The following is a 22,814-nucleotide window of genomic DNA, read 5'->3' as shown; positions in this document are numbered from 1 at the left end:
GCCGCTACCCCCGTGGGCCGGGGGGGGGGGGGGGGGGGGGGGGGCGGGCGGCCCCCCGCCCCCGTGTGGGGGCGCCGGCCCCCCCCTTTTTTTTGGGGGGGGGGGCACCCCCGCGACCAGCCACCACCGGCCCGCAGTCTCCGAACGCACCGAACCCGACCAAGGGATCACGCAAGATGACCGCCACCTGGGATCCTCCGAACGCCACAGACCCCATACTGTCGGTCCGCCAGATCCTCGCCCTGGAAAGGGTCCTGGCCGGCGACCCCGAGGTGGTGGCCGCCGCCTCCCACCTCGACCGCCCCGTCCGCTGGGTGCACGTCGCCGAGGCCCCCGACGTCGGCGTCATGCTCACCGGCGGCGAGATGGTCCTCACCACCGGCGTCCTGCTCGCCGGCGACGAGCACAAACAGGCCGAGTACATCCAGTCCCTGCACCGGGCCGAGGCCGCCGCGGTCGTCCTCGGCCTCGGCCGCGCCTTCCCCGCCCCGCCCGACGCCATGCGCCGCGCAGCGGACCGCTGCGGCCTCCCCCTGGTGGTCCTGCACCGCCCCTTCCCCTTCGCCGAGCTGACGGAGGAGGTCCAGTCCCGCCTGGTCCGGCGGAAGTTCGCCGCCGTCAGCCTCTCCGAGTCCGTCCGCACCGCCCTCACCGGCCTCATCACGGCCGGCGCCCCCCTCCAACGGCTCCTCGACGAGGTCGCCGTGCACAGCGCCTGCCCGGTCGTCGTCACCAACCTCGCGCACCGGGTCCTCGCCACCGCGGGGGAGCGGTCGGCCGTGGACGACGTGCTGCGGGACTGGGAGCGCATCGCCCGGCAGGCCGGCGGCAGCGCCGGCGACGGCTGGATCCGCGCCGAACTGGGCGGCCGGGGAGAGCGCTGGGGCCAGATCATGCTCTGCGGCTACCGCGGCGACACCGCCACCGGCCGGCTCCTGGCCGACCGGGGCGCCGAGGCCCTCGTCCTGCACCGCATGCTCGGCGGCGGCTCCGCCCACACCTGGGAGGAGCAGTCCGCGCAGAGCCTGCTGACCGACCTGGTCTCCGGGGTCGTACCGGCCCGCCAGCTGCTGCCCAGGGCCCGGGCGGCCGGTCTCCCGGTCAACCGGCGGACCTTCGTCCCCCTCGTCGTACGGGACGCCGAACCGGCCCAACTGGAGCGGATCCTGCGCCTGCTGGGCCTGCCCGGACTCGTCGCCGAGCTCACCGAGCGCACCACCGCCGTCCTCCTCAGCCTCGCCCGGGACCAGGACGCCGACGCCCTCGCCGCGCACTTCGCCGTCCGGCTGCACGGCGAGTCGGCGGGCCCCCGGGCGGTGGTCGCCGCCGCGGGCGCCCGTACCGTCTGGGACGACGTGCCGGTCGGCCTGCGCGAGGCCCAGCACGTCGCCGACGCGGTCGCCGACACCACCGCCGCCCTCGACCTGCCGGCCGTCGTACGGCTCAGGGACGTCCACCTGCGCGGCCTGATCCGGCTGCTGCGGGACGACCCGCACGTCCAGTCCTTCGCCGAGCGCGAGCTGGACGGCCTGCTGTGCGGGAACGGCACCGACCAGGACCTCCTCGGCGTCCTGCGGACCTACCTCGCCACCGGCCGCAACAAGTCCCGCACCGCTCAGCTCCACCACGTCTCCCGCCCCGCGCTGTACCGCCGCCTGGAGGCGATACAGACCCGGCTCGGCGTCGACCTCGACGACTTCGAGCAGGCGGCCTCCGTGCACATCGCACTCCTCGCGCACGACGCGCAACAGCAGTGAAACATGCGACGACCTGGGAAAACGGCGGTGAAACATGGGCCGACGGCAGCGTGACACGGTGCCACGCCGGGCGCTCGCAGACGTGACACGGTGCAACTCAAACAGGACTTCCGGGCTTTCTAGCCTTCTCGCACACCGAGCGACCGGAGGTCCCGATGAGCCGAGTGATTCGTGCCGCCCTCTTCCAGACCGCCTGGACCGGCGACAAGGAGTCGATGATCCAGGTCCACGAGCAGGCGGCCCGCGACGCGGCCGCGCAGGGCGCCCAGGTCCTGTGCTTCCAGGAGCTGTTCTACGGGCCCTACTTCTGCCAGGTCCAGGACAAGGCCTTCTACGAGTACGCCGAGCAGGTCCCGGACGGCCCGATCGTCCAGCGCTTCCAGGCCCTCGCCCGCGAACTGGGCCTCGTCCTGATCCTGCCGGTGTACGAGGAGGAGCAGCCCGGCGTCCTCTACAACACCGCCGCCGTGATCGACGCCGACGGCTCGTACCTCGGCAAGTACCGCAAACACCACATCCCCCAGGTCCCCGGCTTCTGGGAGAAGTTCTACTTCCGCCCGGGGAACGCGGGCTGGCCGATCTTCGAGACGGCCGTCGGGAAGATCGGCGTCTACATCTGCTACGACCGCCACTTCCCGGAAGGATGGCGGGCGTTGGGCCTCGGCGGTGCCGAGATCGTCTTCAACCCCTCCGCCACCTCGCGCGGACTCTCCCGCTACCTCTGGCAGTTGGAGCAGCCGGCGGCGGCTGTGGCCAACGAGTACTTCGTCGGCGCGATCAACCGGGTCGGCGTGGAGGACCTGGGCGACAACGACTTCTACGGCACCTCCTACTTCGTGGACCCGGAGGCCCAGTTCGTCGGCGAGGTCGCCTCCGACAAGGAGACCGAACTGGTCGTCCGCGACCTGGACCTGGCCAAGCTCCGCGAGGTCCGCGACCGCTGGCAGTTCTTCCGCGACCGCCGCCCGGACGCGTACGGCCCGCTGACGGCGCCGTAAAGCAGACGGCGCCATTCGCGCCCCGAAGGGGCGCGGGGAACTGCGCGACCAGCCACAGACGACCGGCACTTTCCCGACAACCGAACGGAGCGTGAACCCATGGTCGGCCGCACTCTCATCCGTGGCGGACTCGTCATCACCGCGTCCGACGAGATCCACGCCGACGTCCTGATCGAGGACGGCCGCATCGCCGCCCTCGCGGCGACCGGCACCCCCGCCGCCGAGGCCTTCACCGCCGAGCGGACCATCGACGCCACCGGCAAGTACGTCATCCCGGGCGGCGTCGACGCCCACACCCACATGGAGCTGCCGTTCGGCGGCACCTTCGCCTCCGACACCTTCGAGACCGGCACCCGGGCCGCCGCCTGGGGCGGTACGACCACCATCGTCGACTTCGCCGTGCAGAGCGTCGGGCACAGCCTGCGCGAGGGCCTCGACGCCTGGCACGCCAAGGCCGAGGGCAACTGCGCCATCGACTACGGCTTCCACATGATCGTCTCCGACGTGAACCAGGAGACGCTCAAGGAGATGGACCTGCTGGTCGAGGAGGGAGTGACCTCCTTCAAACAGTTCATGGCCTACCCGGGCGTCTTCTACTCCGACGACGGCCAGATCCTGCGCGCCATGCAGCGCTCCGCCGAGAACGGCGGCCTGATCATGATGCACGCCGAGAACGGCATCGCCATCGACGTGCTGGTGGAACAGGCGCTGGCGCGCGGCGAGACGGACCCGAGGTATCACGGCGAGGTGCGCAAGGCCCTCCTGGAAGCCGAGGCCACCCACCGCGCCATCAGGCTCGCCCAGGTCGCCGGGGCCCCGCTCTACGTCGTGCACGTCTCCGCGATGGAAGCGGTCGCCGAGCTGGCCCGCGCCCGCGACGAGGGGCTCCCCGTCTTCGGCGAGACCTGCCCCCAGTACCTCTTCCTCTCCACCGACAACCTCGCCGAGCCCGACTTCGAGGGCTCGAAGTACGTGTGCAGCACGCCGCTGCGCCCCAAGGAGCACCAGGCCAAGCTCTGGCAGGGCCTCAGGACCAACGACCTCCAGGTCGTCTCCACCGACCACTGCCCCTTCTGCTTCGTCGGCCAGAAGGAACTCGGCCGCGGCGACTTCTCGAAGATCCCCAACGGCCTGCCCGGCGTCGAGAACCGGATGGACCTGCTGCACCAGGCCGTCGTCGACGGGCACATCTCGCGCCGCCGCTGGATCGAGATCGCCTGCGCCACCCCGGCCCGGATGTTCGGCATGTACCCGAAGAAGGGCACCATCACCCCGGGTGCGGATGCCGACGTCGTCATCTACGACCCGCACGCCGAGCAGGTCGTCTCCGCCGAGACCCACCACATGAACGTCGACTACTCGGCGTACGAGGGCAAGCGCCTCACCGGCCGCGTCGAGACGGTCCTGTCGCGCGGCGTACCCGTCATCACAGAGCGGGAGTACACCGGACACGCCGGGCACGGCGTCTACACCCCGCGCTCCACCTGTCAGTACCTCAACTAGGAGAGGCGCTTATGGACTTCGGACTCGTCCTGCAGACCGACCCGCCGGCCTCCCGGGTCATCAGCCTGATGAAACGGGCCGAACGCAACGGCTTCCGCTACGGCTGGACCTTCGACTCCGCCGTGCTCTGGCAGGAGCCGTTCGTGATCTACAGTCAGATCCTCGCCAACACCAGCAAGCTGACGGTCGGGCCGATGGTCACCAACCCGGGCACCCGCACCTGGGAGGTCACCGCCTCCACCTTCGCCACCCTCAACGACATGTTCGGCAACCGCACGGTCTGCGGCATCGGCCGCGGCGACTCCGCGATGCGGGTGGCCGGCCGCAAGCCCAACACCCTTGCCCGCATCAGCGAGGCCATGAAGGTCATCCGTGCCCTCGGCCGGGGCGAGGAGGCCGATCTCGGCGGTACCGTCGTCAGGTTCCCGTGGATCAGGCCGGGCGCCGAACTCCCGGTCTGGATGGCCGCGTACGGCCCGAAGGCCCTGAAGATGACCGGGGAGGAGGCCGACGGTTTCATCCTCCAGCTCTCCGACCTCTACCTCACCGAGTACATGGTGAAGGCGGTGAAGGACGCGGCCGTGGCCGCCGGACGCGACCCGTCCGAGGTGAAGATCTGCGTCGCCGCGCCCGCGTACGTGACCGAGGACGACTCGCCCGAGGCCCTCGCCCACGCTCGTGACCAGTGCCGCTGGTTCGGCGGCATGGTCGGCAACCACGTCGCCGACCTGGTCGCCAAGTACGGCGAGCACTCCGCCGCGGTACCCGACGAACTCACCGACTACATCAAGGCCCGCCAGGGCTACGACTACTCGCACCACGGACGCAGCGGCAACCCCGACACCGAGTTCGTGCCCGACGAGATCGTCGACCGCTTCTGCGTCATCGGCCCGGCCGAGAAGCACGTCGAGAAGCTGAACGCCCTGCGCGAGCTGGGCGTCGACCAGTTCGCCGTCTACGACATGCACGACGCGCAGGAGGCCACCATCGACGCGTACGGGACGAAGGTCATCCCGGCCGTCAACGGCTAGCCCAATCCTGGCAGTTGGTCTCCCCCTTCCCGCCGTCCCGGGAAGGGGGTCAGGGCGCACCCCACCGCGTACCCCCCCGCCCCGCCCGCACGGCCTCTCTCCCGTCCCGCCTCACCCCGATTGGCCTGCCCATGACCGACACCGCTCCCACGGCCATACCCACGTCCGGCCAAGTCACCGCCCCCGACGGGCGCGTCGAGCTCGCCCCGGGCTCCCCGCCGCCCAGCGGTCCCTACGCCAACGAGGACCTGCTGCCGGTCCCCGTCGTCAAGCGCACCTGGACCACCTACAACTTCTCCGCGCTCTGGGTCGGCATGGCCCACAACACGGCCTCCTGGACCCTGGCCTCCGGGCTCATCGCGGTCGGCATGGACTGGAAACAGGCCGTGTTCACCATCGCCCTCGCCAACCTCGTCGTCCTCGTCCCGATGCTGCTCACCGGGCACGCCGGACCCAAGTACGGCATCCCCTTCCCGGTCTTCGCCCGCGCCTCCTTCGGCGTGCGCGGCGCCAACCTCCCCGCCGTCGTACGGGCGTTGGTGGCCTGCGGCTGGTTCGGCATCCAGACCTGGATCGGCGGCGAGGCCATCTACTTCCTGGCCGGCAAGCTGATCGGCGACAGCTGGGCGAACGCCTCGCACATCGGCGGCTACGCCTGGACCATGTGGCTGTCGTTCGCGCTCTTCTGGGTGCTCCAGGTCGCGATCATCTACCGGGGCATGGAGACGATCCGCCGCTTCGAGAACTGGGCCGCGCCCTTCGTCATCGTCGGCGCCGTCGTGATGCTGATCTGGATGAGCAACAAGGCCGGCGGCCTGGGCCCGCTCTTCGACCAGCCCTCCAAGCTCGGCTGGGGCGGCGGCTTCTGGAAGATCTTCTGGCCGTCCCTGATGGGCATGATCGGCTTCTGGTCGACGCTGTCGCTGAACATCCCCGACTTCACCCGGTACGGGAAGAGCCAGAAGGCCCAGACGTGGGGGCAGGCGCTCGGTCTGCCGACCACCATGACGCTCTTCGCGTTCCTCTCCGTCCTGGTGACCTCCGGCTCGCAGGCCGTGTACGGACAGCCGATCTGGGACCCGGTACAGCTCGCCGCCAAGACGGACAACGTGGTCGGCCTGCTCTACGCCCTGGTCACCGTCCTCGTCGCGACGCTCTCCGTGAACATCGCGGCCAACCTGGTCTCGCCCGCCTTCGACTTCTCCAACATCGCGCCCCGGAAGATCAGTTTCCGTACCGGCGCCCTGATCACCTCGGTCCTCGCGGTGCTGATCTTCCCGTGGAAGCTGTACTCCGACCCGCAGGGCTACATCTTCACCTGGCTCGGCCTGGTCGGCGGGCTGCTCGGCACGGTCGCCGGCATCCTCGTCGCCGACTACTGGATCCTGCGCCGCACCCGCCTCGACCTGACCGACCTGTACCGCACGGGCGGCCGCTACTGGTACGACGGCGGCTGGAACTGGCGGGCGGTCGTCGCCTTCCTCGTCGGCGGCATCCTCGCGATCGGCGGCGCCAGCTTCAAACCGCTGATCGACGGCCGCCCCATCCCGGCCCTGTCCTCGCTCGCCGACTACGGATGGGCTGTCGGCCTCGGCACGTCCCTGGTGCTGTACCTGGGGCTGACGACGCTGGTACGGCCCAAGGAGGCGTGAGAAGGAGGCGTGACGTCCGTACGAAGGGCAGCCGGTCCGGCTACTGGCTGCCCTTCAGCGCGGTCACCGCGGCCTTCGCCGCCTGGATGGCACCCTTGTTGATCACGTCCGTGCTGGGCGCCTTCTTGGACTCGAAGTCGCTGCCGTTGTAGGTGACGACCACCAGCGCGTTGGAGACCTGGGCCATCACCACGCCCTCGCGGGTCTGCTGCTTGTCCTCGGTGGTGAGGTTCACGACCGAGTAGCCGCTGTCGCCGAGCCCCGGCACGGCCCCGCCGCCGCTCTTCTCGGCGACCCGGTCCTTGTACTCCTTCGCGGCCGCCGCGTCCGTGTCCATGATCTCGTAGGAGACGTCGAGCCAGCGGTAGTCGTACCCCTTGAGCGCGTTCCACGAGCAGGTGCGGCGCAGCTTGGTGTCGGTGGAGGGGATCTCCTTGCCGGCCGTCTTCGCGCCGGGCACCAGCGACTTGACGGTGGCCACCGGGATGCTGCCGCAGGGGGCGGGGGAGGCGGAGTACGTCTTGGTGTCCGCGGTGGACGCGGAGGACGTCGACGGGGAGTCGCCCGCCGACTGGCCGGCCGTCTGCTGGGCCGAGGTGTCACCGGAGGCGCTGGTGGACGTCGTCTTGTCCGGACCCGACGCCATCACCCAGCCCGCACAGGCGAGCACGGCGACCGGCGTCAGGCGCGCGGTGAGGGCGAGCGGCAGTGGAAGAGAACGCAAGTCGCACTTCTCGCTGGGGGACGGTGTGCGGAGGAGTCCACACTGCGGACGGGACGCCAGTTTCACACGAGTCCCTGTGGGGCGGTAGTGGAATCCGTGCCTTGCCTGTGGGCCGGTTGCGGCGCCCTGTTGACGGTGGCCGCGGGCCGTCCCCGTACATCCGGAATGTCGCGCGTCCGGGGTCCCTGTACATCCGGAATGTCGTGACTGCATCCGGCCCGTGAGGGTGACCGGGGTCACCGTCACGCCCGTCCGGTGCTCAGTCGCGCGAGTTGCCGAACAGCAGCCGGTAGCCGACGAGGAGGACCAGGGAGCCGGCGATCGCGGCGCCCCAGGTGTAGAGGTCGAAGAAGTGGTTCTCCACCGGGCGGTCGAGGAAGCGTGCGGAGAGCCAGCCGCCCACGAAGGCGCCCGCGATGCCGATGAGGGTGGTGCCGATCAGGCCACCCGGGTCGCGGCCGGGCAGCAGGATCTTGGCGATGGCTCCGGCGAGGAGACCCAGGACGATCCAGCCGATGATGCCCACGTTCGTTGTCCTCCAGTGCGCGTGCTGCTCGGTGAATGCCGCCGCTCCGCGGGGTGCTGCCCCGCTGAGTTGCGTTGTTGCGCAAGCTTAGGAACGGGAGCGGCCGCCGGATACGCCTGACGCCGAGCCGTCGATGATCTGTCACCCGCCCATGACAATGCGGAGAACACGTGGCGGACATTGCGGGGAGGCCCTGCGGGGAGCGGTGACCGTACGCCTACACTGAGTGGGCGTCTGTGCGGAGACTGTGACGGGAGGGAGCGGGCTGTGGCGGAGAGCACCGATGGCTTCACGGACCCCTCCGACGGGGTGCTGACCGAGGCGGCCGCGGTGTTCGGCCTGCTCGCCTCGCCGGCCCGGCTGCACATCATGTGGGCGCTCTCCCAGGGCGAGAGCGACGTGACGCGCCTCGCCGACCGGGTCGGCGGCGCCCTGCCCGCGGTCAGCCAGCACCTGGCCAAGCTCAGGCTGGCCGGTCTGGTGCGGTCCCGGCGGGAGGGCCGACGGCAGGTCTACTACGTGGACGATCCGGACATCGTGACCGTCGTACGCGTGACGGTCGGACAGCTGACCGCGCGCTCGCACCAGGCCCCGGTGCCGGTGCGGCGGTTGTACGAGGCCGGGGTCTGACCAGGCGGACAGGGGCCGGGACGCGGGGGCGGACGGCAGGTGTGTCCCGGAGGTTTCATGAGATGCCTCACCTGTGAATTCGGGTGGGGCTTGTGCTGTCGGGGCTGTGGGTTTGTTAGATTGCGCAATCACGCAACCCAAATGGGCCCACGTCGCGGCTGCCCGCGTCCCGCCGCGTAAGCCCGACCTGCCCGACCGTACCCGCAGACGGACCCGACCGTTCATGGGAGTGGAAGATGACCGACCCGTGGGACGGCCCGGGAGGCCAGGCCACACGCAGCCGCACCGACCGGGTGCCCGGACAGCGTGGGGCCCTGCCCGACGGGACGCGGCCGACCGGCGGCCGGGCCGCCGCCCGGCAGGCGGCCAAGGCCCGCGGCGGCGGCAGAGGGGGCTCCCGGCGGGCCAAGCCGACGGGCCGCGGCAAGCGGGTCATCAAGATCCTGGGCCTGGTCACGGCCGTCCTGGTCCTGGTCACGGCCGGTGCCGGCTGGTGGTTCTACCAGCACCTCAACGGCAACATCAACAGTGTCTCCCTCGACGGCAAGGGCGGCACCGAGAAGGCGGACGCGTTCGGCCGGACCCCGATCAACATCCTGGTGATCGGCTCGGACGCGCGGACCAGCAAGACCGACTGCAAGCTCGGCGGCGGCTGCTCCCAGACCGGGGTGCAGACCGGCAACGGCAACGCGGACGTGGAGATGGTCGTCCACATATCCGCCGACCGTTCCAACGCGACGGTCATGAGCATCCCGCGCGACACCATGGTCGACGTCCCCGCCTGCAAGGACAGTTCGAGCGGCCAGTCCACCTCCGGCTACTACGGCCAGGTCAACAGCGCCCTCCAGTACGGCGCCGCCTGCCAGGTCGCCACCATCCACCAGCTCACCGGCGTCCCCATCGACCACTTCGTCAAGCTGGACTTCTCCGGCGTGGTCAAGATGTCCGACGCGGTCGGCGGTGTCTCCGTGTGCGTCAACAACAACGTGTACGACACCTACTCGCACCTGAAGCTGTCCAAGGGCACCCACACCCTCAAGGGGCAGGCGGCGCTGGAGTTCGTCCGCTCCCGGCACGGCTTCGGCGACGGCAGCGACCTCGGCCGTACCGTCTCCCAGCACATCTTCCTCAGCGCGATGATCCGCAAGTTCAAGAGCGCGGGCACCCTCACCGACCCGGCCGCGGTCTACAAGCTCGCCGACGCGGCCACCAAGGCGCTGACGGTGGACGACGACCTCGACAGCGTCAAGAAACTGATATCGCTGGCGGCCGACGTGAACAAGGTCCCCACCAAGCGGATGACGTTCACCACCATGCAGACCGCGCCCGACCCGAACAACAGCAACCGCGTGGTGGTCGGCGCGGGCGCCAAGGACCTGTTCGCCACCATGGCCAACGACCAGTCGCTGACGACGAGTTCGGGCAAGAAGTCGTCGGCGGCCTCGGCGACCGCGAGCGCGAAGCCGACGCCCACCGCGACCGTCCCGGCCTCCCAGATCGCCGTGACCGTCGAGAACGGCACCGACATCACGGGCCGCGCCTCCGCCATCGCGAACTCCCTGATCTCCCAGGGCTTCAGCACCGGCACCAGCACGGCCAACGCCCCGGACTCCGCGACCACGACCACCCTGACCTACGGCAGCGGCGACAAGGCCGAGGCGCAGACCGTCGCCAAGGCCCTGGACATCCCCGGCTCGCACATCAAGTCGGGCAGCGGCAGCGGCGTCACCCTGGTGATCGGCAGCGACTGGAGCAGCGGAACCTCCTACCCGGCCAGCTCGGGCGACACCAAGGCGGCCGTCTCCAACGCCAACGCCTCGACCGCCGACGACTCCAAGACCTGCGCCAAGGTCAGCCAGTACAAGACGGTCAGCCTCAACGGGATCGCCATGACACCGTCCCAGGCGTACGCGGCGGCGACGAACAAGCCCGACTCGGACAAGTGACGGGGAGAGGCGAGCCCCCGGACGGGGGTTCGCCTCGCCACGGCCGTGAAAGCATGTAACCGCCAGACACCTGGCCCGGCCGTGCGCACAGCGAGGTGACAGATGCAGTTCACCACCCGTCCCACCCTCCAGGGCACCTTCGGCATGGTGTCCTCCACGCACTGGCTGGCCTCCCAGTCGGCGATGGCGGTCCTGGAGAACGGCGGCAACGCGTACGACGCGGCCGTCGCCGGCGCCTTCGTCCTGCACGTGGTCGAGCCGCACCTGAACGGACCGGCCGGCGAGGTGCCGATCCTGCTCGCCCCGGCCGGCGGCGAGGTGCGGGTGCTGTGCGGGCAGGGCGTGGCCCCGGCCGGCGCCACGGTCGCCCACTACCGGGGGCTCGGCCTGGACCTCGTCCCCGGCACCGGCCCGCTGGCCGCGGCCGTCCCCGGCGCCTTCGACGCCTGGCTCCTCCTGCTGCGCGACCACGGCACCAAGCCGCTGGACGAGGTCCTGACGTATGCCATCGGCTACGCCGAACACGGACACCCGGCCGTGGAGAACGTCGGCGCCACGGCGGAGAGCGTCCGGAAGCTGTTCGAGACCGAGTGGACGTCGTCGGCGGAGCTCTACCTGCCCGGCGGCCGGGCCCCCCGTCCCGGCGCGCTGTTCCGCAACCCCGCCCTCGCCGCCACCTGGCGGCGGCTGCTCGCCGAGACCGCGGGCGCCGGGGACCGGGAGGCCCGGATCGACGCGGCCCGCGAGGTGTGGCGCACCGGCTTCATCGCCGAGGCGCTGGTGCGGCAGGCCGCCCGCCCCACCATGGACACCAGCGGCACCCGGCACACCGGCACCCTCACCGCCGCCGACCTGGCCGGCTGGTCCGCGAGCTACGAGAGCCCGGTGTCGTACGACTGGAACGGCTGGACCGTGTGCAAGGCGGGTCCCTGGAGCCAGGGCCCGGCCCTGCTCCAGCAGCTCGCCCTGCTGCCGCCCGGGCTGCCCGCCTACGGCTCCGCCGACTACGTCCACCTCCTCGTCGAGGGCTGCAAGCTCGCCATGGCCGACCGTGAGGCCTGGTACGGGGACGCGGCCGAGGTGCCGCTGGCCGAACTGCTCTCGGACGCGTACAACGCCGGGCGGCGGGAGCTGGTCGGCGCCAAGGCCTCCGACGAACTGCGGCCGGGCAGCCCCGGCGGGCGCCTGCCCCGGCTGCCGGGGTACGCGCGCGTGGAGACCCGGTCGGACACCGCCTTCGACCCGCTGGGCGCCGGTGAGCCGACCGTCGCGCAGGTACCCGGAGACCCCCAGGTCGCGGACGACGGCCGTACCCGGGGCGACACCTGCCATCTGGACGTCGTCGACCGCTGGGGCAACATGGTCGCGGCCACGCCCAGCGGCGGCTGGCTCCAGTCCAACCCGGTCGTCCCCGAGCTGGGCTTCCCGCTCGGCACCCGGCTTCAGATGGCCTGGCTGGAGGAGGGCCTGCCCAACTCACTGACGCCCGGCAGGCGCCCGCGGACCACCCTCACCCCGTCGATCGCCCTGCGTGACGGTGTCCCGGTGCTGGCCTTCGGCACGCCCGGCGGCGACCAGCAGGACCAGTGGCAGCTGCACTTCTTCCTCGCCGTCGCGCTGCGCGGCGAGGTCCGCGGCGGCCTGGACCTCCAGGGCGCGATCGACGCTCCGAACTGGCACAACGACAGCTTCCCCAGCTCCTTCTACCCGCGCGGCCGGCGCCCCGGGAGCCTGACCGTCGAGTCCCGCACGGACCCGGAGGTCGTGGCGGAGCTGCGGCGGCGCGGCCACGACGTGACGGTGGGGCCGGGCTGGTCGGAGGGACGGCTGTGCGCGGTGGCCCGGGACCCGGAGACCGGGGTGCTGTCGGCGGCGGCCAACCCGCGCGGGATGCAGGGCTACGCGGTGGGGCGCTGACGCCGGCCCGCTGACCTGGCAGGTCCGCCGGCGGTCCGGTGAGCGTCGGCACCGCCTGTTCGTCCGTATTCCATGTGCCGTACATCCGACCCGTGGGGATTGTTGTCAGTGGCGCGTGCTCTCATGGAGGCATGATCGAAGCAACGGAGACCATCGACGAGTTTCTCCTCCAGTACGGCGGTGACGTCGAGGACGCCATCCGCAAGGCCGCCCGGACCGAGATCCTGCCCCGCTGGCGTCGGCTCGCCGACCACGAGGTCGACCAGAAGAGCGGCCCGCACGACCTGGTGACCGACGCCGACCGGCTCGCCGAGCGGTACCTCACCGGGGAGCTCGCCGCTCTGCTGCCCGGCTCCGTCGTGGTCGGCGAGGAGGCGGTGCACGCCGATCCGGAGACCTACGACGCGCTCCAGGGCGACCAGCCGGTGTGGATCGTCGACCCGGTCGACGGCACCCGCCAGTTCGTGCGCGGCGAGGACGGCTTCTGCACCCTGGTCGCGCTCGCCCACCGGGGCGTCCTGCTCGCCTCCTGGACCTACGCCCCGGCCCGCGAGCAACTCGCCACCGCGGTGCGGGGGAAGGGCGCCTTCCTCGACGGCGAGCGGCTGCTCGCCGGTGCGCCCGAGGCGGGCCGGGACCTCCGGGTCGCCACCTCCCACCCGGACTACACGACCGACGCGCAGAAGCGCGCCCTGTTCGCCCTGTGGACCGACGGCGTCGCCCCGCGCGCCTGCGGCTCCGCGGGCCTGGAGTATCTCGCCGTCGCCCGGGGTGAGTTGGACGGCGTCGCGTTCAGTTGGGAGGCCGCCTGGGACCACGCGGCCGGGCTGCTGCTGGTCGAGGAGGCGGGCGGCGCCCACCTCACGATCGCCGGCGAACCGTTCCGGATCACCGGCGACAACGCCCTGCCGTTCACCGCCGCCCGCGACGCCGCCACCGCCCACCGGATCGTGGACCTGCTGCTGAACCCCCACTGGTAACCCGAGCGAGGGCAGTGTCAGTCCCCCGGCATATCCTGAAGCCGAGTGGCCATCGGCTGACGAAGGGGTCCGAAGGTGCCGTCGATGCTCGATGCGGTCGTGGTGGGGGCGGGGCCGAACGGCCTGACGGCCGCCGTGGAGCTGGCCCGGCGCGGTTTCTCCGTGGCGCTCTTCGAGGCGCGGGACACCGTGGGCGGCGGCGCCCGCACCGAGGAGCTCACGCTCCCCGGCTTCCGGCACGACCCGTGCTCCGCGGCCCACCCGCTGGGCATCAACTCGCCCGCGTTCCGGGCTCTGCCGCTGGGGCGCTACGGCCTGGAGTGGCTGCACGCGGACCTGCCGATGGCGCACCCCTTCGCCGACGGCCGCGCGGCCGTGCTGGCCCGTTCCGTCGCCGAGACCGCGGCCTCCTTCGGGCCCCGGGACGCGGGCACCTACCGCAGGCTGGTCGAGCCGTTCCTGCCCAAGTGGGACACCCTGGCCAGGGACTTCATGTCCCTGCCGCTGACCGCGCTGCCCCGCGACCCGGTCACCCTCGCCCGGTTCGGCCTGGCCGGGCTGCCGCCCGCCGCCCTGCTGCTGCGCCGCTTCCGCGACGAGCGGGCCCGCACCCTCTTCGCCGGACTCGTCGCCCATGTCATGGCCCCGCTGAGCGGCTTCGCCACCGGCGCCGTCGGCCTGGTCTTCGCGCTCGCCGCGCACGCCCGCGGCTGGCCGGTGGCCGCCGGTGGCTCGCAGGCCATCTCCGACGCCCTCGCCGCGTACCTGACGGACCTCGGCGGCGCGATCCACACCGACTACGAGGTCAAGCGCCTCGACGACCTGCCGCCCGCACGGTCGTACATCTTCGACACCTCGCCCACCGCCCTCGCCCGCATCGCCGGCCTCGGCAACTACTACCGGGACTACCGGTACGGCCCGGGCGTCTTCAAGATCGACTACGCGCTGGACGGCCCGGTCCCGTGGACGGCGCCGGAGGCCCGCCGCGCCGGGACCGTGCAGATCGGCGCGGACAGCGCGGAGATCGACACCGCCCTGCGCGCCGCCGCCCGCGAGGGCCGCGCCCCCGACCGGCCGTTCATGATCACCGTGCAGCCCAGCGTGGTGGACCCGGGCCGCGCCCCCGAGGGCAAGCACGTCTTCTGGGCGTACGCCCACGTGCCGAACGGCTGGACCGGCGACCTCACCGAGGCGATGGAGCGTCAACTGGAGCGCTTCGCCCCGGGATTCCGTGACCGCGTGCTGGCCCGCGCCACCGCGGGCCCCGCCGAACTCGCCGCCCGCAACGCCAACTACGTCGGCGGCGACATCGGCACCGGCGCGGTCTCCGGCCTGCAGATCATGCTGCGCCCCAAGCTCTCCCTGTTCCCGTACGGCACCCCGCACCCCGCCGTCTTCATCTGCTCCTCGGCCACCCCGCCGGGACCGGGCGTGCACGGCATGTCGGGGCACAACGCGGCGAAGGCCGTGTGGAGGAGGTTGCGACAGTCATGACCCGTATCACCCTCGTCCAGGGCGACATCACCCGGCAGAGCGTCGACGCGATCGTCAACGCGGCCAACTCCTCCCTGCTCGGCGGCGGAGGCGTCGACGGCGCCATCCACCGCCGCGGCGGCCCCGAAATCCTGGCGGACTGCCGCAAGCTGCGCGCCTCGCAGTACGGCAAGGGCCTGCCCACCGGCCAGGCCGTCGCCACCACGGCCGGCGACCTCGACGCCCAGTGGGTCATCCACACCGTCGGCCCCGTCCACTCCACGAGCGAGGACCGCGCCGACCTGCTGGCCTCCTGCTATCGCGAGTCCCTCCGGCGCGCCGACGAACTCGGCGCCCGCACGGTCGCGTTCCCCGCCGTCTCCACCGGGATCTACGGCTGGCCGATGGACGACGGCGCCCGGATCGCCGTCGCGACGGTCCGGGAGACGGACACGGCCGTCGAGGAGGTGCGGTTCGTGCTCTTCGACGAGCGGGCCTACGAGGCGTTCGCCGGGCAGTTGCCCTGACCGGACATCCGCGTCAGCCCAGGATCCGCCGCTTCTGCTCCGCGAACTCCTCCTCGGTGAGGACGCCCTGCGCCTTCAGGTCGGCCAGCCGTTTGAGCTGGTCCATCTTGACGGTCATCTCGTCGGCGACGGGCTGCGCGGCAGGCGGCGGGGCGGCCTGCTGTCGCTGTTCGTAGTCCTGCTGGGCCCACCGGCCCGCCTGACGGCGCGAGACCCGGTTGGACACCGCCGTGGCGGTGCCGGCGACGACGGCGGTACGCGCGACTCCGCGCAGCAGTCCGGGCATGGTCGATCATCTCCGTTCATGCGGCCGCGGAGCCGCCGGGTGGCGTGGTGGTCCCCTCCACCGCGTCGAGCGACGCCAGCAGGGCCTGCACCGGGATCCGGCCGCTCGCGACCAGCTCGGCCCCGCTGCGCCGCAGCGCACGGGCCAGCGGTGCGGCCCAGAGGTTCTCGTACACCAGGACCGCGGCGGAGTTCCCCGGCTCCAGCGCGTTCGCCGCCTCGGCGAGATCGCCCTCGTCCAGCAGCCCGGACGAGGCTCCCTCGAAGACGGTCAGGTCGGCGGTGTCGTCGCCGAGATCGCGCAACTCCAGCGCGGCGACCGAGCCGTCGGCGTTCTTGCGGACGAAGGCGAGGTCGAGGATCCGCACGATGCGGCGGTCGGCGAGATCGACGAGCAGGGGCAGGGCTTCGCCGGTCAGGCGGCTGCCCGGGAACTCGATCACGAGGTAGTCGACCGGGCCCATGTCTTCGACGCTGTCCATGACCACTCCTCCTGAGCGACACGGCAGTGTGGGACGGCCGTGCGACCGCACGTTCATTTCAGCACCCGCACCGGGCCGTCGCACTTCCGCGGCCGGGCACCGCCACCGCCGGGGTCAACCGGTCAGCTGATAGAGGCTCTTGCCCATCAGCCAGAAGCCCAGCACGAGGCAGAGCGTCACCAGGGCCTGGTCCTGGTGACGCACCAGCCAGGCACGCAGCCGCAGCAGGCGGGCCCGTGCCGCCGCCGGGGCGAACACCCCGTACAGCTCAAGGGCCAGCAGGCTCGCGGTGGCCAGCAAACAGAAACCGAACAGGGCGAGCCAGGTCGTGAAGCGCGAGGTGTCGGCCTCCACCACCGTCGTCGCCCCCGCGGCCACGAGCCCCCAGGGCTGCAGGAGCACCGCCAGACCTGCCGCTCCCCAGACGGTGGCCTGGTCCGTCTCCGAGGCCGCCGACGAGGGTGCCCCGGGCTCGGCCGGACCGGGGACGGCACCCCTGCCGCGCAGCCCGCCGAGCCGCCGGCGCCGACGCTCGCCGTACAGGACGAGCCCCACCCCGATCAACAGCTTGGCCGCGAGGGCGGCGGTGGAGGGCGGGGACTTCGGCGGTGGCGGCCGGCCCCCGGTCGCTGCCAGGACGAGCGCGATCACCACCGTCAGGCACGCCAGCCAGCTCAGGATGAAGACCAGGCCCTTCCAGATCCCCCGGTCCGACGCCAGCACCAGGACGAACGCCATCAGCGGCAGCGGGTCGAGCGTGATCGCCAGAGCGATGAGCATCAGGTCGAGGACCACGCAGACCCCCGGCGTCTCGGATACCACGAGCGTAGGCACCTGGTGTCCGGACGACATCCCGGCCCGTTCCCGGCGCGGGATCTCCGAAGTGCCACCGGCGCGCCCGGACCGCACTCTGGACGCAGGAGAGGAACGATGCCGATGCGGACCAGCGGTCGGGTGCCGCGCACCGGCGCCCGGCCGCTGCGGTCCGGGTGGCGCCGACGGACCGCGCGGCTGCTCGCCTGGGCGAAGGCGGCGCACCGGCGGGCCGAGATCAGGTTCCCCGTCGTCACCCATCTCGCGGACCGCATGGTGTCCGTGAACATCTTCGACACCGCCACCAGGTTGGCCGCCCAGTGCTTCCTCGCCGCGGTTCCGCTGCTCTTCGTGTTCGCCGCCTATGCCCCACCGGCGATCCGGGACCAGCTCGTCCGCTCGCTGCGCTCGGTGTTCGGACTGACCGGTCCGGCAGACGCCCAGCTCCAGCAGCTGATGCAGCCCCAGGGCGAGAGCCTGCGGCAGACCACCGGCGTGATCGGCGGGCTGATGGTGCTGATCTCGGCCACCGCCGTCAGCCGGGCCGTGCAACGGCTGTGCCTGCGTGCCTGGGAGGTCCCCCGGGGCGGCATCCGGCTCGTACCGTGGCGCTGGGTGGCCTGGCTCGCGCTGTGGATCGTGGCGCTGATCCTGCAGGGCGCGCTGCACGACGGCTTCGGCCTGGGCGCCTGGCTGGGCCTCCCGGTCACCTTCGCCGCCCAGGTGGGCCTGTGGTGGTGGACGCAGCACCTGCTGCTCGGCGGCGGCATCAGCTGGAAACCCCTGCTGCCCGGCGCTCTGATCACGGCCCTGGCCCTCACCGCCCTGACGGTGACCGCGCAGCTCTACATGCCGCGGGCGCTCAACCGGGCCCTGGCCGGATACGGCCCGCTGGGGTCGGTGTTCGTGCTCCTGTCCTGGCTGATCGTGGTGTGCCTGGCCGCCACCCTCAGCATCAGCTGCGGCGCGGTCCTCGCACAGGAACCGGTCCTCGCCGGCCCGCTCGGCAGCCCGCCGCCGCGCCGGGACCGGGACGCGGGGACCTCCTGACGGCGGGCGCCCGTGGCGAAAGGTCCCCGTGGACGGGCCCGGGGGCGTCGTGCCCTGCACGGTGGCGGCAGGACTGCGATCCTGATCGGGAGGAGCGCCGACCACGGCCTGCCGGAGACGGTGACGGGAGGTGATCTCTGTGGCCGCGAGGGACGACAGCGTACGGGAAGCCGTCCCGTACGCCGATCCACTGGGCGAGCCGTTCCTGTGCACCCGGTTCGCCCTGCCGGCCAGGCCCGCCACCTTCGTGCGCAGACCCCGCCTGACCCACCATCTCGACCAGGCCCTCGACACCCCGCTGACCCTGGTCAACGGCGCGGCCGGCGCGGGCAAGACGCTGCTCGTCGCCGACTGGGCGGCAGGACTCGGAGCGCCGGTCGCCTGGCTCACCGGCGAGACGGGAGACCGGCAACCGGGCGTTTTCTGGGCCTATGTCCTGCACGCGCTGCACTCCGCCGGCGTCCCGCTGCCCGCCGGAGCGGGCCTGGGCCCCGGGCAGGCGGGCCGGGTCGACCACCGGCTGCTGGCCCGCCTCGCCGCCGAGCTGAGCGGACGCGACCGCCCGGTGGTCCTGGTGCTCGACGAGTTCCACCGGCTGACCACCCGGGAGAACGCCGAGCAGCTGGAGTTCGTCCTGCACCACTCCGGCGACGGACTGCGGCTGGTCCTCGTCAGCCGCACCGAACCGCTGCTGCCCCTGCACCGCTACCGGGCGTCCGCCGCCATCACCGAGATCAGGAACGACGAACTCGCCTTCACCCCCGAGGAGGCCACCGACCTGCTGGCCCGGCACGGCCTGCGGCTGCCCGCCCCGGCCGTCCGCGCCCTGGTGGAGCGCACCGGGGGCTGGGCGGCCGGGCTGCGGCTGAGCGCCCTCGCCGCCCGCCGGAGCACCGACCCCGAGACGTATCTGAAGGAGTTCGAGGCCGGACACAGCACCATCGCCGACTTCCTCCTCGCCGAGGTCCTCGGACTGCAACCGGCCCCGACGCAGGACCTGCTGCTGCGCGTCAGCGTCCTGGACCGGTTCCGCCCCGAGCTGGCGGAGGCGCTGACGGGGCGCCCCGGTGCCGAGTCGCTCCTGGCCGGACTGTGCCGCCAGAACTCGTTCGTCGAGGACCTGGGCCACTCCTGGTACCGGCTCCACCCGCTGTTCGGGGAGATCCTCCGGGTGCATCTGCGGGCGCGTCTGCCGGGTCTCGAACCGGAACTGCACCGGCGCGCCGCCCGGTGGCTGCGGGACTTCGGCGCCGTGCCGGAGGCGCTGGCGCACGGCGCCGCCGCCGGCGACTGGGAGTTCACCGCCGGCGTGTTCGTCGACGACCTGGCGATCGGCCAGCTCTTCACGGGCCTGCGCGCGGACCACCTCTGCGAGTTCTTCTCCCGGATGGATCCGCAGGCCACGGGTGCGGCGGCGGACCTGGTGAGGGCGGCCCGAGAGCTGTCCGCGTACGATCTCGACCACGGCCTGGCCCACCTCGGCCACGCCGGGGAGCACCTGCCCGCCGGTGCGGCCGCCGACGCGAGCCGGCTGAGCTGCATGCTCCTAGAATCCCTGGCCGCCCGCCTGACCGGTGCCCCCGGCAGGGCCGAGCAGGCGATGGCCACGGCCGCACGGCTGCGCCGCGAGGTGCCTGCCCGGCTCCTGGCGAAACACCCCGAACTCGTCGCCCTGCTGCTCACCCATCTGGGCTCGGCCCGGGTGTGGGCCGGGCGCTTCGACGCGGCGCGCGCCGCCCTGACCGAGGTGCTCGACGGCCCGGGCGACACCGCCACGGCCCTGCCGCGGGATGACTGCCTCGGCCATCTGGCACTGATCGACTACCTCGACGGCTGGGTCGGCAAGGCGGAGAGCGAGGCCCTGGCTGCGGCGGAGGCGACCCGCGACGCCGGCGGACGCCCGTTCCCCGGAGCCGGTCTCGGACAGCTGGTGCTGGCCGCCGTGGCCGTGGACCGCGACGAACTGGAGCAGGCCCGGGCGCTGCTGGACGAGGCGGCCGGCTGCGGCGCCGTCGGAGCCGACCCGGTGACCGAGGCGGGCCGGGCGCTGGCGACGGCCCGGCTGCTGCTGGCCTTCGGCGACGCGCAGGCGGCCGCGAGGGCCGCGACCCCGGCCGTCGCGGCGCTGACGGCCTCGCCCTGGGCCGAGGCGCACGCGGCACTGGCCGCCTCGGCCGTCCATCTCGCCGAGGGCCGGCCCGACACGGCCGCCGAGGTGCTGGACGCGATGCCCTGCTCCGGGGAGCCCGCGTACGCCGTGGACGTGGCCTGGGCCCGGCTCGCCGCGGGCCGTCGCACGGAGGCCGTCGAGACCGTCGAACGGCTGTGCGTGAGCGACCGGACCGGCCCCGGGGTCACCGTGCGGGCCACGCTGGTACGGGCGCGGGCCGCGGGCGAGGCGGGGGACACCACGGCCGCCGCCAAGCTGCTCGCCCGGGCTCTGCTGGACGCCCGCCCGGACCGGCTGCGGCGCCCGTTCCTGGATGCCGGCCCCGGCATCCGGCGTCTCCTGGAGACCCCGTACCTGCACGGCCTGGCCGCCGGCTGGCTGCTCGGCGAAGCCCCCGCGCCGCAGGACGGCCCGGGAACCGGCACCGGCTCCCCGGCCCTGGTCGTCGAGGAGCTCAGCGGACGCGAGCGGGAGGTACTGACCCGGCTGGCGCAGATGATGTCCACGCAGGAGATGGCCGCCGACCTGTACATCTCCGTGAACACGGTGAAGACGCACCTGAAGAGCGTGTACCGGAAGCTCGGCGTGAACCGGCGCGGCGACGCGGTGCGCCGGGCCCGGGAGCGCGGACTGCTGTGAGCCCGATGCCGCCGGCCTCGCCGCGTTCCGCCTCGCCCACGCCGGAGGGCGTGGACGGCGCCGCGTCGGCCGGTGCCCGGGGCGTGGGCGATGACCCTGTGCTCGCTCTCGGACATGGGACGAGACTCACCTGCGCCGGGTGAGGCCCGAGGATCTCGTACGGCGCAGGATCGCGAGGTAGACCGCAGCACGCCGGCGGCGGGAGACGGCTCATGCACTGCGAGATCCGCGTCGAAGGGACCATGTCCGACATGCTCACGCGGGCCTTCCCGGAGCTGGAGCATGTGACGATGTCCGGCCAGACGGTCCTGTTCGGCCCCGTCATCGACGAGGCACAGCTCTACGGACTGCTGGACCGCTGTCTGTCGCTGGGGCTGCGGGTCGTGGAGATGCGGCGGCTGCCCGAACCGGAGTGACCTGGAACGCCCGGGGATCACCCGCGGCGGGTGAGCCGTGGCCCCGGCCGCCGAGCCCGCACACCCCTCATCGGACGGTTCGGGGCGGTCGTCCCGACCGGGCGTGCCCGCCCGGACTCCGCCTGCCACCCCGTTCGGCGACCGGTCGTCCGGTCCCGGACGGGGCGCCGCTTCGTGGAGCGACCCGGTCGCCGCGGGTGCCGCACCGCGCACGATCACCCGCACCGGGTGAGGAACCCCGGCGCCCGCCGTGCGCACGCTGGGACGGCAGGGCCCGGCCGACCGGCCGGCGCCGTGGACGGAGGACGTACATGAGCGCGCAGACCTACCTCGCATACGACTATCCGCTGCTGAGCGCCTTCTGGACGATGTTGTGGCTCTTCCTGTGGATCATGTGGCTCGTGCTGCTGTTCCGGGTCATCGTGGACATCTTCCGCGACGACTCGATGGGCGGCTGGGCCAAGGCCGGCTGGCTGGCCCTCTGCATCGTGGTCCCCTTCCTGGGCGTCCTCGTCTACGTGATCGCCCGGGGCAAGGGCATGGGACAGCGGGAGATCGCCCAGGCCCGCGACCAGCAGAAGGCGTTCGAGTCGTACATCCGGCAGACCGCCAAGAGCGGCCCCGCCCAGACCAGCAGCGTCGACGAACTGGCCAGGCTCTCCGAGATGAAGTCCCGCGGTGACATCTCGGACGAGGAGTTCCGCAGGGCCAAGGCACTGGTCCTGAGCGACTACCCGTCGGCCGAGCGCTCCGGCTCCGGCTCGGTGCCCACCGCCCACGGGCGCTGAGCACCCCCACCGAGAACGAATCGAGGCAGCCGCATGACCGCCACACATCCCGCGCACCACCCGCACCAGCACACCGCCAAGATGGCTTGGGCCGGAGGACTGACCGCCTTCGCCGCCGTCATGCTCATGATCGCCGGACTGCTCGCGGTGTTCCGGGGCATCATGGCCATCGCCCAGGACGACGTCTTCGTGACGACCCCCAACTACGTGTTCAAGTTCGACCTCACCAGCTGGGGCTGGATCCACCTGGTCCTCGGCGTGATCGCCGTGGTCGTCAGCATCGGCCTCTTCCAGCCGGCCGCGTGGGCACGCGGCGCCGGGGTGGCCATCGCCGCACTGGTGATCATCGCCAACTTCCTGTCCCTGCCGTACTACCCGGTCTGGTCCGTCGTGATGATCGCGCTGTCCGGATTCATCATCTGGGCGCTGTGCGTGGTGCGGGGCGACGACTCGGCCGACACGGGCGCGGACCTGGGCTGACGGTCCGGTGCGTGCCGCTCCCGCGTG

21 protein-coding genes are annotated in these 22,814 nt (G+C 72.3%); 16 read left to right on the top strand and 5 right to left on the bottom strand.

Annotated elements, in window-relative coordinates; genetic code table 11:
• Window positions 1-176: 176 nt before the first annotated feature.
• The 5 genes from ACFY6U_RS01260 to ACFY6U_RS01240 all read left to right on the top strand — a co-directional run bounded on the left by ACFY6U_RS01260 (window position 177) and on the right by ACFY6U_RS01240 (window position 6,941).
• A complete protein-coding gene (locus ACFY6U_RS01260; RefSeq protein WP_390034471.1) occupies window positions 177-1,757 on the top strand; it encodes a PucR family transcriptional regulator in 1,581 nt (526 codons plus the stop codon).
• Window positions 1,758-1,912: 155 nt separating this feature from the next.
• On the top strand, window positions 1,913-2,755 hold the full coding sequence (locus ACFY6U_RS01255) for a nitrilase-related carbon-nitrogen hydrolase (protein ID WP_351500544.1): 843 nt from the start codon (window positions 1,913-1,915) through the stop codon (window positions 2,753-2,755).
• A 99-nt stretch (window positions 2,756-2,854) separates the two neighbouring features.
• Window positions 2,855-4,258 (top strand): dihydropyrimidinase, encoded by a 1,404-nt coding sequence (gene hydA / locus ACFY6U_RS01250; protein WP_390034470.1) that lies wholly within the window; start codon window positions 2,855-2,857, stop codon window positions 4,256-4,258.
• Window positions 4,259-4,269: 11 nt separating this feature from the next.
• Complete coding sequence (locus ACFY6U_RS01245; protein ID WP_390034469.1) at window positions 4,270-5,289, top strand: TIGR03842 family LLM class F420-dependent oxidoreductase; 1,020 nt, start codon at window positions 4,270-4,272, stop codon at window positions 5,287-5,289.
• Window positions 5,290-5,420: 131 nt separating this feature from the next.
• Entirely contained in the window at window positions 5,421-6,941 is a 1,521-nt protein-coding gene (locus tag ACFY6U_RS01240) for an NCS1 family nucleobase:cation symporter-1 (protein WP_390034468.1), read from the top strand.
• Window positions 6,942-6,981: 40 nt separating this feature from the next.
• Here the strand turns inward: ACFY6U_RS01240 and ACFY6U_RS01235 are convergent, their stop codons facing one another.
• Window positions 6,982-7,665: a hypothetical protein gene (locus ACFY6U_RS01235; protein WP_390034467.1), complete on the bottom strand. Its 684-nt coding sequence runs from the start codon at window positions 7,663-7,665 to the stop codon at window positions 6,982-6,984.
• A gap of 259 nt (window positions 7,666-7,924) precedes the next feature.
• Complete coding sequence (locus ACFY6U_RS01230; protein ID WP_390034466.1) at window positions 7,925-8,191, bottom strand: GlsB/YeaQ/YmgE family stress response membrane protein; 267 nt, start codon at window positions 8,189-8,191, stop codon at window positions 7,925-7,927.
• A 267-nt stretch (window positions 8,192-8,458) separates the two neighbouring features.
• On the opposite strand from ACFY6U_RS01230, the gene ACFY6U_RS01225 reads away from it, so the two are divergent.
• From ACFY6U_RS01225 to ACFY6U_RS01200, 6 genes are all read left to right on the top strand, one after another.
• Window positions 8,459-8,821, top strand: a complete 363-nt coding sequence (locus tag ACFY6U_RS01225; RefSeq protein ID WP_351500532.1) for a metalloregulator ArsR/SmtB family transcription factor — start codon at window positions 8,459-8,461, stop codon at window positions 8,819-8,821.
• A gap of 236 nt (window positions 8,822-9,057) precedes the next feature.
• The gene (locus ACFY6U_RS01220; protein WP_390034465.1) at window positions 9,058-10,767 is read left to right on the top strand and encodes an LCP family protein; all 1,710 of its coding nucleotides are present in this window, start codon (window positions 9,058-9,060) and stop codon (window positions 10,765-10,767) included.
• A 102-nt stretch (window positions 10,768-10,869) separates the two neighbouring features.
• Complete coding sequence (locus tag ACFY6U_RS01215) at window positions 10,870-12,684, top strand: gamma-glutamyltransferase family protein (protein WP_390034464.1); 1,815 nt, start codon at window positions 10,870-10,872, stop codon at window positions 12,682-12,684.
• A 131-nt stretch (window positions 12,685-12,815) separates the two neighbouring features.
• Window positions 12,816-13,664, top strand: coding sequence for an inositol monophosphatase family protein (locus ACFY6U_RS01210; RefSeq protein WP_390034463.1), 849 nt, complete (start codon window positions 12,816-12,818; stop codon window positions 13,662-13,664).
• An 84-nt stretch (window positions 13,665-13,748) separates the two neighbouring features.
• Window positions 13,749-15,158: a phytoene desaturase family protein gene (locus ACFY6U_RS01205; RefSeq protein WP_390034462.1), complete on the top strand. Its 1,410-nt coding sequence runs from the start codon at window positions 13,749-13,751 to the stop codon at window positions 15,156-15,158.
• Window positions 15,155-15,664: an O-acetyl-ADP-ribose deacetylase gene (locus ACFY6U_RS01200; protein ID WP_390034461.1), complete on the top strand. Its 510-nt coding sequence runs from the start codon at window positions 15,155-15,157 to the stop codon at window positions 15,662-15,664. The genes ACFY6U_RS01205 and ACFY6U_RS01200 overlap by 4 nt, the downstream gene beginning before the upstream one ends.
• A gap of 13 nt (window positions 15,665-15,677) precedes the next feature.
• Here the strand turns inward: ACFY6U_RS01200 and ACFY6U_RS01195 are convergent, their stop codons facing one another.
• The 3 genes from ACFY6U_RS01195 to ACFY6U_RS01185 all read right to left on the bottom strand — a co-directional run bounded on the left by ACFY6U_RS01195 (window position 15,678) and on the right by ACFY6U_RS01185 (window position 17,226).
• On the bottom strand, window positions 15,678-15,950 hold the full coding sequence (locus tag ACFY6U_RS01195; RefSeq protein ID WP_390034460.1) for an SHOCT domain-containing protein: 273 nt from the start codon (window positions 15,948-15,950) through the stop codon (window positions 15,678-15,680).
• 16 nt (window positions 15,951-15,966) lie between these two features.
• Window positions 15,967-16,431 (bottom strand): DUF6325 family protein, encoded by a 465-nt coding sequence (locus ACFY6U_RS01190; protein WP_351500518.1) that lies wholly within the window; start codon window positions 16,429-16,431, stop codon window positions 15,967-15,969.
• Window positions 16,432-16,545: 114 nt separating this feature from the next.
• Window positions 16,546-17,226 carry a GAP family protein gene (locus ACFY6U_RS01185; RefSeq protein WP_390035172.1) on the bottom strand — a complete coding sequence of 227 codons (681 nt, stop codon included), beginning with the start codon at window positions 17,224-17,226 and terminating at the stop codon, window positions 16,546-16,548.
• A gap of 141 nt (window positions 17,227-17,367) precedes the next feature.
• Here ACFY6U_RS01185 and ACFY6U_RS01180 point away from each other — a divergent pair, with 141 nt between their 5' ends.
• The 5 genes from ACFY6U_RS01180 to ACFY6U_RS01160 all read left to right on the top strand — a co-directional run bounded on the left by ACFY6U_RS01180 (window position 17,368) and on the right by ACFY6U_RS01160 (window position 22,787).
• Window positions 17,368-18,294 (top strand): YhjD/YihY/BrkB family envelope integrity protein, encoded by a 927-nt coding sequence (locus ACFY6U_RS01180; RefSeq protein WP_390034459.1) that lies wholly within the window; start codon window positions 17,368-17,370, stop codon window positions 18,292-18,294.
• A gap of 130 nt (window positions 18,295-18,424) precedes the next feature.
• Window positions 18,425-21,103 carry a LuxR C-terminal-related transcriptional regulator gene (locus ACFY6U_RS01175; RefSeq protein ID WP_390034458.1) on the top strand — a complete coding sequence of 893 codons (2,679 nt, stop codon included), beginning with the start codon at window positions 18,425-18,427 and terminating at the stop codon, window positions 21,101-21,103.
• A 212-nt stretch (window positions 21,104-21,315) separates the two neighbouring features.
• Complete coding sequence (locus tag ACFY6U_RS01170) at window positions 21,316-21,519, top strand: hypothetical protein (protein ID WP_351493632.1); 204 nt, start codon at window positions 21,316-21,318, stop codon at window positions 21,517-21,519.
• Window positions 21,520-21,830: 311 nt separating this feature from the next.
• Window positions 21,831-22,307, top strand: a complete 477-nt coding sequence (locus ACFY6U_RS01165) for an SHOCT domain-containing protein (protein WP_390034457.1) — start codon at window positions 21,831-21,833, stop codon at window positions 22,305-22,307.
• Between the two features lie 33 nt (window positions 22,308-22,340).
• Window positions 22,341-22,787: a hypothetical protein gene (locus ACFY6U_RS01160; protein ID WP_351493628.1), complete on the top strand. Its 447-nt coding sequence runs from the start codon at window positions 22,341-22,343 to the stop codon at window positions 22,785-22,787.
• The last annotated feature ends 27 nt before the right edge of the window (window positions 22,788-22,814 follow it).

This window comes from Streptomyces sp. NPDC013157, from assembly GCF_042899865.1.
Lineage (GTDB): Bacteria > Actinomycetota > Actinomycetes > Streptomycetales > Streptomycetaceae > Streptomyces.
Note: the sequence above shows the minus strand (reverse complement) of the source record. Positions and strands in the feature narration are given on the sequence as shown.